Source organism: Brevibacillus centrosporus, from assembly GCF_003710815.1.
Lineage (GTDB): Bacteria > Bacillota > Bacilli > Brevibacillales > Brevibacillaceae > Brevibacillus > Brevibacillus centrosporus.
This window is the reverse complement of sequence record NZ_RHHP01000008.1, coordinates 90,159-104,455: the sequence shown is the minus strand read 5'-3', so window position 1 is coordinate 104,455 and position 14,297 is coordinate 90,159. Positions and strand designations below refer to the sequence as shown.

The window sequence follows — 14,297 nt, the reverse complement described above, 5'->3', positions numbered from 1 at the left end:
GGAAACCGGAAACGGATCAGATAACGGGGTGAATAATATGCAATTGGAAAAACTGAAGGGCAAGGGTATTGAGCAGCTGTTTGAAGCGGTTTTGTCCTTGGAAACGATCGAAGAATGCTATCAATTTTTTGACGACCTTTGCACGGTAAACGAAATGCAGTCACTCGCTCAGCGTCTGGAAGTAGCTCGCATGCTGCGTAAAGGATTTACCTACAACCAGATCGAGGGAGAGACGGGTGCCAGCACTGCTACCATTTCCCGTGTGAAGCGCTGCTTGAACTACGGCAATGACGGGTATCAGATGGCGCTGGAGCGGATCGGCAAATAGAGTAGGAGGCAGGCATCGTTGATTGACTATCGTGGCTGGCGCCATACGTTTAAATTAGACCCGGACAAATCCATCGACGAGGAAGCTTTGGAGGCGATCTGCGAGTCGGGCACAGATGGGATTATCGTCGGCGGCACGTACGGTGTCACCTTTGACAATACGCTCGAGCTCATGTCCCGCATTCGCCGCTATGCAGTTCCAGCTGTTCTGGAGATTTCTTCCCTCGATGCCGTTGTACCGGGCTTTGATTCGTATTTGATTCCGCTTGTCATCAATGCGGGTGACCCGGAGTGGATCTTTACGCCTCATGTGTCTGGTCTAAAAACGTACGGCTCCTACATTCATTGGGATGACATCATTACGGAGGGCTATCTGATCGCCAACCCGGATGCGGGTGTAGCCCACCTGACGAAAGCTCGCTCCATCGAGAGTACCGCAGAGGCCAAAGCTTATGCGCAGGTAGCGACGAAGATCTGCAGGCTTCCCATCGTGTACGTCGAGTATAGCGGTGCCTATGGAGATACGTCGATTGTTCGAGCTTGCCGTGCAGGTGCCGATGAAGCGCATCTCTTCTATGGCGGAGGAATTCGTACACCGGAGCAAGCGGCTGAAATGGCTGCGATTGCGGATACGATCGTTGTCGGAAATGTGATTTATGAGGATTTGCAGGCAGCCTTAAGCACCGTCGCGGCGGTAAAAGGGTAGAGCCGTGAGTAGAGACCTTTTCCAGGGTCTCTTTTTTTGTACAGTAAGATTTATAAGATTCTTAGCCAGTATAAGTGCAGCTAAGGCTCCACCGCAAAGCTTGGCGGAGCCAAGTTTTCTAATTTGCGGGGCGAAAAAGGCGGTTCGTGCTGATATGATTGGGGAAAGAGACACGACTGACTTTTTACTTAGCAAAGGAGGTCACGGATGAACCTTGCCATCGAGCAAATTACGACGCTGCGAAAAGAAGGCAAGCTGGACGAAGCGCTTGCGCTTGCCAAAGAGCTGGTTCAAACAGAGTCGGAAAACCCGGTCGCCCAGTATCAATGCGCTTGGTGCCACGATTCCGCTGGGCTGGAGAAAGAAGCCGTCCCGTACTACAAAAAGGCGATTGAGCGGGGACTTTCCCCCGAGGACGATCTGGCAGGTGCCCTGCTTGGGCTGGGCAGCACCTACCGCACACTGGGGCGCTATGAAGAGGCAGCAGAGACGCTAGCCAAAGGCATGCAGCAGTTCCCGGACGATCGTTCCTTTCCCGTATTTCTGTCTATGGCGTACTACAACCTCGGCAGGCATCACGAGGCGATGACACTGCTTTTGCAAAACCTTGCGGAGACGACGAGTGATCCGACCATTTTCGCCTACAAAAAAGCGCTGCTGTTCTACGCAAACGATCTCGATAAAACCTGGTAGGCAGGAGTTCGCACGCCCCCCGTTGTACATGTAAATCAGCGGGGGGTGCCTATGTACAAATTAATCTTGGTAGATGACGAAGAAGACGTGAGAGAAGGGGTCAGTCAGGAAATTGATTGGCACGAGCATGGTTTCGAGGTGCTGGCAAAAGCGGAGAATGGCAAAGAAGCGCTGGATTTGGTGGAGCGTCTGCGACCGGATGTAGTCGTGACCGATATCAAGATGCCGTTCATGGACGGTTTGCAGCTCGCAGAGGCCGTACGTCGACAGTTTCCCGCGACCCGTATTATCATTCTCACAGGCTTTGACGAGTTTGAATATGCCCAAAAGGCAGTCAAGCTCCACATTGACGAATACGTGCTTAAACCCTTTTCTGCGATCGAGCTGATCGATGCACTGCTGAAGGTGAAAAACCGGATGGATGAGGAAGCTGCCCACCGGGAAAACAATCAATTGCTGCGTGAGAGCTATCGAAAAAGCTTGCCGGTATTGCGGGAAGTTTTTTTGTCCTCTCTTTTGACCCGCCAGCTGACGAGGGCAGACATTTTCGCCAAAGCCAGTGAGTACAGTGTTCAGCTGCAAGGAAGTGAGTTTCTCGTGTCGGTCCTTTGCCTCGATCGGAAGAAAAAGGACGAGCAGCAGATTCTTTTGTTTGCCGTGAAAAATATTGCCCAGGAGCAGGTGAAGCTGGGAGCTTATGCATGCCTCGTTTTTTTGCACAACGATCTGGTCGTGCTCCTGCTGCGCAAGGAAACGGAAACGGAGGACCAACTGGAGCATCAGATGCAGATGCTGGCCGAAGAAATCCGGCGAACAGTCGAGAAGTATTTGAGCGTGACTGTAACGGTTGGGATCGGAACGGTGATCCGCGATGTGACGCAGCTCTCCTATTCCTATCAAGACGCCGCAGTGGCCCTTGACTACAAAGGCATCCTCGGAAACAACCGCCTCATTTTTATCGATGACGTGGAAAAGCAGCCGAGAGAAAGCGTGCGTTTTGATGAGCGCAAAGAGCACGAGCTGGTCCGCTGTATTAAAATGGGAACGCTGCCAGAGCTGCATATCGTCGTAAACGAGCTGTTTTTCGAGGTCGAGGAAGGCAACATCTCTATTCAGGACTACCGCATCTATTTACTGGAAATGATCACCACGATTTTGAAAACAGCCCAGAGAGCGGAGCTGGATATGGATCAGCTTTTCGGTGGTCATTCGCATCTGCTTGCAGAGATCGCCACCTTTAACAATGTGCAGGAAGCCAAAAATCGGGTCATCGACATTTGTGAGAAAATCATGAGCAGCATCGCGAGCGGACGGCATTATACTTATAAGCGGCTCGTCGATCAGGCGATTGCCTATACCCATCGAAATTTCCAATCCCCAGACATCTCCATCCACAAGGTGTGTGCGGATCTGCATATCAGTCCGGGCTACTTCAGCAGTATTTTCAAGCGGGAAACCAAAACGACGTTTGTGACCTATCTGTTGCAGCTGCGCATGGAAAGAGCAAAGGAGCTGCTGCGAACAACCGATTTGAAAACGTTTGAGATCGCGGAGCAGGTCGGCTACAGCGACGCGAACTACTTCAGCTTTTGCTTCCGCAAGCACGTGGGCTTGTCCGCCAAAGAATATCGCAACAGCAGCGGCAAAGAGGAGTAGGCGATGAAAAAGCTCCTGTTTGGCGTGGTGGACGCAATCAAGGCCAAGAGCATTCAGTTTATCATTACCACCTCCTTTACGCTCGTCACGGTGCTCGTCGTGCTGTTTGTGGGAGTGATGCTGTACAGCAAGTTCTCGGAGACCGCCGAACAGAATGCGTTCCTCAATACCCAGCAAATTCTCGAGCAGGTCAAATACAATCTGGACAGCTACCTCAACGGGACGACGCAGATTTTTGAGCTGGTGGACGACAAGATCAGACGAAGCCAGAGCATCACCTCGGAAAAGCTGAACGAGCAGCTGGAGGCTATCGTGGAAACACGGAAGGATATTGTTTCCATCGCCGTTTTCAGCCGAAAGGGAGAGCTTTTGATGGGGACGCCGTCAAAGCCGATGCGCAAAAACAGCAAGCTGACGGAGCAGAGCTGGTTTCAATCTGCCATCGATGATCCGAACAATCTGTCCTTTTCCTTGCCGCATATTCAAAATCTGTTCAAAGGCGAGTATACATGGGTCGTATCCATGAGTAGGGGAATCACGATCAAAGGAGATCGGGGAGATATTCCGGCAGTACTCTTGGTCGATGTGAATTTCAAGGAAATCGACGAGCTTTGCCAGCGAGTCGGATTGGGTAAGCGAGGGTATGCCTACATCATTGATCTGGTCGGAAATATCGTCTACCATCCACAGCAGCAGCTCATTTACGTGGGCCTCAAAAACGAAAACCGCTCGCTGCCGCTGAAGTATTCGTACGGCAGCTACGTGGACGAGGCAGAGGGTGACAAGCGCCTCATCACCATCAAGACGGTCGATCAGCTCGGCTGGAAGATCATCGGAGTCTCCTACATGGATGAGATCGCCACCACGAAAAGCGAGATCAGCAGGTTTATTATTTGGCTGTTGATCTTTGTCATCGTGATGGTGCTGTTTGTGCTCTCCTATATCTCGGCAAAAATCTCAAAGCCGATCAAGATGCTGGAGCGATCGATGGAGCGGGTGGAGCAGGGTGATTTTACGGTCAATGAACCGATACGAGGGAGCCAGGAGGTCGAGCAGCTGTCTTTGCGCTTTCACCTGATGATGGCGAAGGTCAGGGAGCTGATGAGCCAAATCATCCAGGAGCAGGAGGCCAAGCGCAAGAGCGAGCTGGAAGTGCTGCAGGCGCAGATTCACCCGCATTTTCTCTACAATACGCTCAATTCTGTCGTCCGGATGGTCGGCATCGGGAAAAACGAAGACGTGATTACGACGATCACATCGCTGTCCAAGCTGTTCCGTATCAGCTTAAGCAGAGGGAAGAATATGATTACGGTTCAGGAAGAGCTGGAGCATGTTCGGCATTATCTGATCATTCAAAAAATGCGTTACAAGCAAAAATTTGAGTACGAGATCGAAGCCGAGGATGCGGTGCTCGCCTGCAAAACGGTGAAGCTGCTGCTGCAGCCGATCGTGGAGAATGCGATCTACCACGGCATTGAGCACATGGCAGACCCAGGCGAGATCCACATATCCGCCTCGCTGTCAGAGGGAAAAGTCCTGCTTCAGGTAAGGGACAATGGCCTCGGGATGTTGCCAGTGGTGCGTGAGCAAGTCCTGACAGGCTCGTACAAGAGCGAGGGGGGATCGGGCGTCGGTATTCATAACGTTCACGAGCGAATCCGTTTAACCTTTGGCGATGAGTACGGGCTAGAAATCGAGAGCGAGCTGGAGGTAGGGACCGTGGTCAAGGTGTGGATTCCCTGCTTGCAGGGCTACGGACAAGAGGGTTGACCATATGGGATCCATGAAACGATACGCGTTATTCATTGTGGTGCTTTTGGTGGCGGTAGGTGTTTTGTACGCCTGTGAATCTCGGCTGGATGCGCCGCGGCCGGACAAGAAAAAGACGATTGCTCTGATCGTGCGTATGAAGCATGGTGACTACTGGCGTACGGTGAAGCTGGGAGCGGAAATGGCGGCGAGGGAATACGACCTCAATCTCAACTTTTACGCGCCCGACTACGAAGAGGATTCGCAGAGCCAGATGGAGCTTGTCCAGCAGGCGACGCTCGACGGGTATGACGCGCTCGTGGTCGCGCCGAGCGAAGACCGTGTCCTGGAAGAGGCGATGAAGCTGAGCGGGGAGAGGGTCCCGATCCTCACACTCGATACCGAGGGCCAGGCGGAAAAGGTAAAAAGCTATATCGGGACGGACAACTACGATATGGGCAAAAAGGCAGCCGAAAAGATGATCCAGCTGATCGGCAAGAAAGGGCAAATCGCTCTGCTCGGCACAAGCAGAAGTACAGCGAATGTCATGAGCAGAGAAGTAGGCGTCCGTGACGTCCTGCAGCAGGATCGGCAGGTAGAGCTCGTGCCTGTCGACTACGTCCAGCTGGACAAAAAGCTGGTAGGAGAGCTGACCCGCGAGCTGATTCATCACAATCCAGGTGTCCAAGGAATGATTGCGCTGGACGCCAATACAGCCATCGGAGCTGCCGAGGAAATCGAGAAAATGGGCATGCAGTCCGAAGTCAAAATCGTGGCGATCGACAGCCCGCCGGAGGTACTGGAGTATTTGCAGGAAGGCGTCATCTCTGCGACGATCATCCAGAAGCCGTTTTCGATGGGCTATCTCGGCATCAAATACGCTTTGGATGCGAGCGAGGGCAAGCAGGTGCCGGGAAGGGTAGACACCGGAACCAAGGTGATCGATCGGGAAAACATGTTTTGGTCGGAAAATCAGAAGCTGCTGTTCCCCTTCGTCAAATAACAAAGAAAAACTGATGAGAATTTTGATAAAAAAGCGTAGGATTTTCGATGGTAACCGCGATGGAAAACGCTTACATTTTTTATATATCAGATGTACACATAGGGGATAAAGGGGGAAGTTTTCATGAGAAAGCTAATGGCAACTACGCTGGTTGCAGCGGTCACTCTTTCGGTGGTCGGTTGTTCCCAATCTTCTGGAGGTTCGCAGCCCGCCGCATCAGGGGGTGGCAGCACGCCGGCACCAGCCGCAGCACCTGCGTCTTCCACGCCAGCACCAGCTCCTGCAGCAGCACCGGCAGCCAACCCGAAAATCGGTGTGGCGATCTACAAATTTGACGACACGTTCATGACGGGTGTACGCAACGCGATTTCCAAAGCGGCTGAAGGCAAGGCAGAGGTAGACATCGTTGATAGCCAAAATGCTCAGCCAACGCAAAATGACAAAGTAGATTTGTTCATCAACAAAAAAGTAAACGCTCTCGCCATCAACCCGGTTGACCGTACGGCGGCTGGTGTCATCATCGACAAAGCCAAGCAAGCGAACATCCCAGTCGTATTCTTCAACCGCGAGCCGATGCCAGAGGATATGCAGAAGTGGGACAAAGTCTACTACGTAGGCGCGAAAGCAGAAGAGTCCGGTACGATCTCCGGCCAGCTGCTCGTCGACTACTGGAAGGCTCATCCGGAAGCGGATAAAAACAAAGACGGCGTACTGCAGTACGTCATGCTCAAAGGCGAGCCGGGTCACCAGGACGCCGAGCTGCGCACGAAGTTCTCCGTCAAAGCTATCGAAGACGCTGGTATCAAGGTGGAAAAAGTGGCCGAGGATACAGCGATGTGGGATCGCGTAAAAGGACAGGAGAAAATGGCGGCATTCCTCGCTGCATCCGGCGACAAGATCGAAGCCGTGCTTGCCAACAATGATGACATGGCACTGGGTGCGATCGAAGCGTTGAAGGCAGCGGGTTACTTTACAAACGGAAAATACATGCCAGTCGTCGGGGTAGACGCGACAGCGCCAGCGCTCAAAGAGCTGGAGTCTGGCACTCTGCTCGGTACGGTGCTCAACGACGCAAACAACCAAGGAAAAGCGACACTGAACATCGCGGCAGCTCTGGCAAAAGGAGAAACGCCAAACAAGGATACCACTGGCTTTGACATCACAGACGGCAAATATGTCTGGGTTCCTTATAAAAAAATCACGAAAGAAAACATGGCGGACGCGAAATAAAAGCCTCTTGCTGGCAGTGGGCTGACAGGGGAAGAGGATAAGGCGAGGGAGTCGGTTGATGGAAGAATCGATCTGTCTCCCTTGCCTTTTTTCCTGCATGGGTGGGGGACACACCAGATTCAAACTGGTGGGGGAACACACCAGACACATACTGGTGGGGAACACACCAGACACATACTGGTGGGGAACACACCAGACGCATACTTCATGACGTAGACTTTCACAGCGAGGAGGCATCGGCATGGCTCAAAACGCTTATTTGCTCGAGATGAAAAATATATCGAAAGAGTTCCCAGGTGTGAAGGCACTCGACGACGTTACGCTGCGTGTACGGCCAGGAACGGTGCACGCCTTGATGGGGGAAAATGGGGCAGGCAAGTCAACCTTGATGAAATGCCTGTTTGGAATATACAAGCCGGACGGCGGCGAAATTGTACTGAACGGCGAGAGTGTGACACTGGGCAGCTCGAAGGATGCCTTGCTGCGGGGAATCTCCATGATCCATCAGGAGCTGCATCCCGTTCCTTTTCGAAATGTGATGGAGAATATCTGGCTGGGCCGGTTTCCAGTCAAAAAGCTTGGTCCTTTTCCGTTTGTGGAAGAGAAAAAAATGGTGAACGACACCAAAAAGCTGTTTGAGGATCTGGGAATGGATTTGCACCCGCATGAAATCGTGCGCAATCTCTCCGTTTCCAAGGTGCAATCACTTGAAATCGCCAAGGCGGTCTCCTATCATTCCAAAGTCATCGTGATGGACGAACCTACGTCTTCCTTGACAGGAAACGAAGTGGAGCAGCTGTTCACCATCATCCATGAACTGAAGAGCAGGGGAGTCGCGATCATCTATATTTCTCACAAGATGGAGGAAATCCTGAGAATCTCCGATGACGTGACCATCATGCGCGACGGCAAGCTGATCGGGACGTGGCTTGCCTCGGAGCTGACGACCGATCTGATTATCTCCAGAATGGTAGGGCGCGATCTGACCCAGAGATACCCGCAGAAAAGCAATACGCCAGGGGATGTCGTGCTGAAGGTTGAGGGGTTGACGTCTGCTTTTGCAGAATCTTTCCAAAACGTTTCCTTCGAGCTGCGCAAAGGCGAGATTCTAGGGGTAGGGGGACTCGTGGGGGCACAGCGGACAGAGTTGATCGAAGCACTGTTCGGCTTGCGGTCCATCCGCTCGGGGACGGTGCATCTGCATGGCAAAGAGGTGCGAATCAAGTCTCCGAAAGAAGCGAAGAAGCACAAAATGGCGCTTTTGACCGAGGAACGCAGGGTAACCGGGATCATTCCCGTCCTGCCTGTTCTGGAAAACACCGTCATCGCCAATCTGGCCAACTACCAGACCCGCTACCTGCTGCTCAACGAACGCAAGCGCCGGGAGGATGTCAGTCAGAACATCGACAAGCTGAGGGTGAAGACGCCTTCCATGAAGACTTTGATCAAAAACCTGTCGGGCGGCAACCAGCAAAAGGTACTGCTGGCGAGGTGGCTTTTGACTGAACCGGATATTTTGCTGCTCGATGAGCCTACACGTGGTGTAGACGTCGGCGCCAAGTACGAAATCTATTCCATCATTGCAGATCTTGCAAGGCAAGGGAAAAGCATTATCATGATTTCCTCTGAAATGCCCGAGCTGCTCGGGATGTCAGATCGGATCATGGTCATGTGCGATGGACGACTCTCCGGTATCATTGCCGGTGCAGATGCGACAGAAGAAGAAATCATGCGACTGGCTACCATGCATTTGGGCTGACCAGGGAGGGAGGATCTCACATGAGCAGTTTGACTCAAAAGCGCATACAAGGCTTCGTAACGCAAAATGCCATCTACATCGTTCTGGTCGTGCTGATCGCCGGAATCGCTGTCTACGATACCAATTTCCTTTCAATTACGACACTTCGGGATATTTTGCTGCAATCGTCGACCCGGGCGATCATCGCTTTGGGGGCGGCATTCGTATTGATCACAGGCGGTACAGACCTTTCCGCAGGTCGCGTGGTCGGCTTGACGGCTGTCATTTCGGCCTCCATGCTGCAATCACAGGATTATCCGCGGCGCTTTTTCCCTGACTTGCCTGATTTGCCGCTGCTGATTCCGATCTTGATCGCGATCGCAGCAGGCTTGCTTGTTGGGCTGATCAACGGGATCATCGTATCACGCTTCAGCGTGCCGCCGTTTATCGCCACCTTGGGTACGATGGTCATCGTTTACGGCGTCAACTCGATTTACTTTGATATGGAACCCAACCAGTCGCAGCCGATTGGAGGACTGCGGCAGGACTTCGGGCATTTGGGGACAGGATTCATCGGCCCGAGCGGCCCCTATTCTGTCCCGTACATCGTCATTATCGCCATCGTAGTCGCCTTCTTCGTCTGGGTCGTGTTCAACAAGACACGGCTCGGAAAGAACATGTACGCCATCGGAGGCAACATGCAGGCGGCGACTGTTTCCGGGATCAACGTTGCTTGGAACCTGATGATTATCTACGCAATCGCTGGCGGTCTCTACGGCTTGGGCGGCGTGCTGGAGTCGGCGCGTACGGGCGGTGCCACCAACAACTACGGAAACATGTACGAGCTGGATGCCATCGCGGCGTGCGTCGTCGGTGGTGTCTCGACATCGGGTGGGATTGGTACCGTACCAGGTGTCTTGGCAGGTGTCCTGATCTTTGGTGTCATTAACTACGGTCTGACGTTTATCGGTGTGAATCCGTACTGGCAGCTGATTATTAAAGGGTTGATTATCGTAGCGGCTGTTGCGTTTGACATCCGCAAATACTTGGCAAAGAAATAAGACAGATTACCCCCGATTGCATTGAGAGTGTTGACAAAGTAATGAAGAATTGGGTTTTCCAAGAACCGTGTAGAACTTATCTATACGGTTTTTTTAACGTATAGGAGATTATAAGCATTTACGCTTTTCATTTCCGGAGCGCATGACGAAGTGCTTCAGCGTCCGCTTCTGGCATTACTTCGGTAAAGCTTTCCGCTAAAACGCCGTCGCTCCTCCATGAGATGGCAACGGTAGAGGTTTTCTTAGGTTTGAGGCGTGCCCAGAGGCATCTTCTAATTGGTGAAAGGGAAGGAGCCCTGCTTTGTTCAAGTTCCTTGAGGAGGTACGAGTCAGTGAATGCCAAAAGGCTAAGAAGCGTAGATTTCACGCACTGTATGACAAGGTCTACCGGTTAGACATCCTATGGGAGGCATGACGGAGAGTACGAGCGAATAAGGGCTCGGCTGGGATTGACGGAGAGACGTTAGCGGACATTGGGAAGCGAGGCGAAGTGTTTTTTTTACACGAATGTCAACGACTTCTTAAAGAAGGCAACTACCATCCGAAGAAGGATGGCAAGCAACTAAACCAGTGTGCTCCCGTTGCGTACAAAAACACACTCGTTGCTTATGCTTTTTTATGTCTGTCTACTTGAAAGGGGTAAGTGCATAAGTGCAGATTTTTTGTTTCTGAGTTCTGCTAATAGGATAATTGGGATTGGTTGGGGGGTTTAAAAATAGACCCATTTTTTACTTTTTATGGTTATAATTTAAAAAAGTTTATTGGGAGGGTTAACATGAGAGCTTTTTATCTTATCTCTTTGTTATTAATAAGTGGGTGCAGTTCAGAGGTTGATAACAGCAAGTATAAAGAACAAATAAAGATCTTAGTTAATGAAGATGACTTAGTTGATTTCCAGAGCAGTTCAGCTGTGGCTGAATGGACGCCATCAACAAAAAAAGAAATTGATGAAATTTTTGATGATCTACTTCCTACAATTAAAATTTCTGGTGAAATTCAAGAGTATGATCCCTATAAATCAAAGAATCTTATAGGTTCTTATGATCATGCAACAATTATCGTTCCACTTGAAAAGATGGATACATCACAAAACAACAATCTGATTATTGAAATTAATAAGAAATACTACTCAGCTTCAGGTGATTCCGAAATTATTGAAAAAATAATTGAGCTTTCGAAAATATTCAAATGAATATATTTCCAATTATATTCATTTCTGTTAGAATGACAAAATATTACATATTTTGTAAATAGAGGTATTAAATTGAATAAAATTGTTGTTACTCTATCCCTACTCACAGCTCTGACATCAATATCAAGCATTGCCTATGCAGATCTTCACGGAAGGGATGCATTGTGGTTAGGGGGGTTTTCAGAAAATGTACTAGAAGATTTTGATTATTGGGAGAGTTCTACAATCGATACATACAACCTTGATGACGAGACTGCAAATGCAAGATTAGTTTTTGAAAATCAAGTGAATAATGAAATCGGTTCTGACTTTAACTTTTGGAGAGTAAATTCTTCAGGTGACGCAGAGTTGAGATATTATGCTAACGACTATACCGATGATTGGTATGGATTAATGACGCCATATAAAATTAACTCAAGTGATAATTATGTAGAGGCCCAATTTGGAGATCAGTGGGATAGGGCAAAGATTCAATTAAATTATGAATTAATGGACAACGATGGTATGACTGCTGCTAATAGAGATTGGACAGTTTTACATGAGACCGGGCACGTTTTCTCCTTAAAGCACAACCCAGAAGCTGATTCGGTCATGAGAACAGTTGAAACGAGTTTTTGGGGTAATCCAATATTCTTTGATTACGACGAGTTTACCCAACTCGATTTAGATAATCTGGACTATAAATATTAATAAGCTATAAGGAGGTTAAGTTAAATGAAAAAGACTTTATTTACAGTTAGTGCAATCGCTTTAATACTAGGTTCTTCACTTTATTTTTCAACTTCAACAAGTATTAAAGCGGCAAACGAAACAAATTCAATAGAAAAAGATGTTTACATACGTGATGCTTCTTATGCATCATTCACGGATATAAAGGCACTCGAGAACGCTGCAGACATTATTGCAGAAGTAAAATTCTCTGGAAAACGTGAGACCAAGGTTTGGGGGTACGAAGAGGGAGACACTTACACGAATACATTAACAAGTGTTGAGGTGAAGAAAGTACACCAGGGAGAGGTTTCTAAAGGAGAGGAAATAGGAGTTTACGAGCCAGCATACATAAGTGAGAACGGTTTTTATTCAATTGAAGGATATAACTTGATGAATAAAAAAGGGAAATATCTACTGTATTTAAGAACTAAAAAGGATGGAAACTATTCTGTTTTAGGTTTGTATCAAGGAAAGTATGATTTAAATGAGACTAGTACATTAAAGGAACTCAAAAAATTTAGATCTTACGAGGACGTACAGGATAGAGAATATCTTGGGGATGAAGTTGAACACTTCAATAAATTAAAGAAAGAAAATCTGAAAAAATATACTCAATAAGATATTTATGAAACGATAAAATTTTGAACACTTCATTTGAATAAGTAGCAAGTAGAAGAAAAAGGCACATAGGCTTAAAGGGAGTGTTGACAAAGTAATAAAGCACCGTTTCTCAAGATGGGTTCGACCAAATTGTGAAATTATGTATGGAGATGGAGGTAAGGAAGGCTACAAAAAAATTACGCTGCCAAAACAAAAAGGCTGCAAGGAATGCTCGCTGCGGGGTCAGTGCTTTACCGGGTCAAGGCCGTTTCGAAAAATAAAGAGGGTCCTCTTTCACATTACCATGAAACGCGCACACAATTTAGCCAAAACGTACAAGAGAGGCATTCGAAACACACTCGAACACTGCCTCTCCTCAGCGTTGGCTTTAAACATAAAACATAAAACGAATGATTAAAGCAAGAACCTAGTCGGGGACTGGGCAAAAACTTTGAATGTATTAAGGAGATTAAGATAAAAAATCGATGACAAAAGGGTTGGGACAAAAATCCCAACCCTTTTGTCAACACTCCCCACTGGTTCGGGGGTTTTTTATACAGAGAGAAGTTTACTAGATTCCTGTTCAGCATAAGGGTAGCTACGGCTCCGCCACTTAGCTTTGGCGAGCCTAGTCTGTTACTGGGTCAAAATATCTGCGGATGATGGTGCATTTGTAACAAAATGGAATGTTTTTTCGTCTACTCCTGTATGAGAAAAGTATGGGAGGGAACGGGATGAAACCGATGAATCGCAGCAGATGGAGACTGGCTGCTGGCGTTTGCTACTATCGGTGGAAGCGGCATGTGCAATGGCTGTTAGGGCAAAAGGAATACGCGCGCAAACGTCAGACTGAGTTATTGCCGCATGTCCACTTTCAGCACCAGTCGATATTGCTGCGAAAGCTTCAGGACGTCGAGATGTGGATGCAGCACAACAAAGTCACGAATTTGCGGCTCGCTGCGCAGTGTCTGAACGGGATCGTGGTGCAGCCAGGGGAGACGTTTTCCTACTGGCGGCTGATTGGCAAGCCGACTCGTCAAAAAGGCTATCTAGACGGGATGCTGCTGTCACATGGAAGAGTGATGGCAGGAGTGGGGGGCGGACTGTGCCAGTTATCCAACCTGCTGTATTGGATGACCCTGCACACGCCACTATCCGTGACGGAGCGGCATCGGCACAGCTACGATGTTTTTCCGGATGCGAATCGCACGCAGCCGTTTGGCAGCGGAGCGACCTGCTTTTACAACTACCTCGATTTGCAGATCGCCAATCGGACCAGCCATGCCTTTCAGCTCCACGTTTATGTGACGGATACGCATTTGATGGGGGAATGGCGTTCAGACATGCCGCCGACACGAAAGTATGAGATTGTAGAAAAAGAACACACCATGCAGCCATCCCTATGGGGAGGATATGAGCGTGCCAACCAACTTTACCGCCATGTGTACGCACTGGACGGAGAGTGGCTGCAGGAAGAATGGATAACGGAAAATCGAGCGATGATGATGTATGAGCCCCTCTTGCCAGAGGCTGTCTGTAGGCAATCCGGACAAAAATAAGAGGAGGATGTTTCCTATTCCGTATACAAACTGGAACTTGGCTCCATTCTGTGAGAAAATAGGAACATATGC

Annotated in this window: 13 protein-coding genes; all 13 read left to right on the top strand. The window is 49.2% G+C overall.

Annotated elements, in window-relative coordinates:
- Positions 1-37: 37 nt before the first annotated feature.
- The 13 genes from EDM55_RS09495 (at position 38) to EDM55_RS09420 (ending at position 14,225) form a co-directional block, all read left to right on the top strand.
- Complete coding sequence (locus EDM55_RS09495; RefSeq protein WP_092267381.1) at positions 38-328, top strand: YerC/YecD family TrpR-related protein; 291 nt, start codon at positions 38-40, stop codon at positions 326-328.
- A gap of 18 nt (positions 329-346) precedes the next feature.
- Positions 347-1,033, top strand: coding sequence for a heptaprenylglyceryl phosphate synthase (gene pcrB, locus EDM55_RS09490; RefSeq protein WP_092267380.1), 687 nt, complete (start codon positions 347-349; stop codon positions 1,031-1,033).
- 207 nt (positions 1,034-1,240) lie between these two features.
- A complete protein-coding gene (locus EDM55_RS09480) occupies positions 1,241-1,726 on the top strand; it encodes a tetratricopeptide repeat protein (RefSeq protein ID WP_122960191.1) in 486 nt (161 codons plus the stop codon).
- A 51-nt stretch (positions 1,727-1,777) separates the two neighbouring features.
- Positions 1,778-3,382, top strand: a complete 1,605-nt coding sequence (locus EDM55_RS09475; protein ID WP_092267378.1) for a response regulator — start codon at positions 1,778-1,780, stop codon at positions 3,380-3,382.
- A 3-nt stretch (positions 3,383-3,385) separates the two neighbouring features.
- A complete protein-coding gene (locus tag EDM55_RS09470; RefSeq protein ID WP_092267377.1) occupies positions 3,386-5,152 on the top strand; it encodes a sensor histidine kinase in 1,767 nt (588 codons plus the stop codon).
- A 4-nt stretch (positions 5,153-5,156) separates the two neighbouring features.
- Positions 5,157-6,134: a substrate-binding domain-containing protein gene (locus EDM55_RS09465; protein WP_122960190.1), complete on the top strand. Its 978-nt coding sequence runs from the start codon at positions 5,157-5,159 to the stop codon at positions 6,132-6,134.
- Positions 6,135-6,257: 123 nt separating this feature from the next.
- Positions 6,258-7,364 (top strand): galactose ABC transporter substrate-binding protein, encoded by a 1,107-nt coding sequence (locus EDM55_RS09460; RefSeq protein ID WP_092267375.1) that lies wholly within the window; start codon positions 6,258-6,260, stop codon positions 7,362-7,364.
- A gap of 241 nt (positions 7,365-7,605) precedes the next feature.
- Positions 7,606-9,123: a sugar ABC transporter ATP-binding protein gene (locus EDM55_RS09455; protein WP_122960189.1), complete on the top strand. Its 1,518-nt coding sequence runs from the start codon at positions 7,606-7,608 to the stop codon at positions 9,121-9,123.
- Between the two features lie 20 nt (positions 9,124-9,143).
- The gene (gene mglC / locus EDM55_RS09450) at positions 9,144-10,163 is read left to right on the top strand and encodes a galactose/methyl galactoside ABC transporter permease MglC (protein WP_092267373.1); all 1,020 of its coding nucleotides are present in this window, start codon (positions 9,144-9,146) and stop codon (positions 10,161-10,163) included.
- A gap of 775 nt (positions 10,164-10,938) precedes the next feature.
- On the top strand, positions 10,939-11,355 hold the full coding sequence (locus EDM55_RS09440) for a hypothetical protein (RefSeq protein ID WP_122960188.1): 417 nt from the start codon (positions 10,939-10,941) through the stop codon (positions 11,353-11,355).
- Between the two features lie 72 nt (positions 11,356-11,427).
- Positions 11,428-12,045 carry a hypothetical protein gene (locus EDM55_RS09435; protein ID WP_122960187.1) on the top strand — a complete coding sequence of 206 codons (618 nt, stop codon included), beginning with the start codon at positions 11,428-11,430 and terminating at the stop codon, positions 12,043-12,045.
- A 24-nt stretch (positions 12,046-12,069) separates the two neighbouring features.
- A complete protein-coding gene (locus EDM55_RS09430) occupies positions 12,070-12,684 on the top strand; it encodes a hypothetical protein (RefSeq protein ID WP_122960186.1) in 615 nt (204 codons plus the stop codon).
- A gap of 716 nt (positions 12,685-13,400) precedes the next feature.
- Positions 13,401-14,225 carry a VanW family protein gene (locus EDM55_RS09420; protein WP_122960184.1) on the top strand — a complete coding sequence of 275 codons (825 nt, stop codon included), beginning with the start codon at positions 13,401-13,403 and terminating at the stop codon, positions 14,223-14,225.
- Positions 14,226-14,297: the final 72 nt, after the last annotated feature.

Bases quoted from the DNA above. Each gene is read 5' to 3' on its own strand.
- EDM55_RS09465 (WP_122960190.1), top strand. From the start codon at position 5,157: ATGGGATCCATGAAACGATACGCGTTATTCATTGTGGTGCTTTTGGTG.
- EDM55_RS09495 (WP_092267381.1), top strand. From the start codon at position 38: ATGCAATTGGAAAAACTGAAGGGCAAGGGTATTGAGCAGCTGTTTGAA.
- EDM55_RS09440 (WP_122960188.1), top strand. From the start codon at position 10,939: ATGAGAGCTTTTTATCTTATCTCTTTGTTATTAATAAGTGGGTGCAGT.
- mglC (WP_092267373.1), top strand. From the start codon at position 9,144: ATGAGCAGTTTGACTCAAAAGCGCATACAAGGCTTCGTAACGCAAAAT.
- EDM55_RS09430 (WP_122960186.1), top strand. From the start codon at position 12,070: ATGAAAAAGACTTTATTTACAGTTAGTGCAATCGCTTTAATACTAGGT.
- EDM55_RS09455 (WP_122960189.1), top strand. From the start codon at position 7,606: ATGGCTCAAAACGCTTATTTGCTCGAGATGAAAAATATATCGAAAGAG.
- EDM55_RS09460 (WP_092267375.1), top strand. From the start codon at position 6,258: ATGAGAAAGCTAATGGCAACTACGCTGGTTGCAGCGGTCACTCTTTCG.
- EDM55_RS09480 (WP_122960191.1), top strand. From the start codon at position 1,241: ATGAACCTTGCCATCGAGCAAATTACGACGCTGCGAAAAGAAGGCAAG.
- EDM55_RS09420 (WP_122960184.1), top strand. From the start codon at position 13,401: ATGAAACCGATGAATCGCAGCAGATGGAGACTGGCTGCTGGCGTTTGC.
- EDM55_RS09475 (WP_092267378.1), top strand. From the start codon at position 1,778: ATGTACAAATTAATCTTGGTAGATGACGAAGAAGACGTGAGAGAAGGG.
- EDM55_RS09470 (WP_092267377.1), top strand. From the start codon at position 3,386: ATGAAAAAGCTCCTGTTTGGCGTGGTGGACGCAATCAAGGCCAAGAGC.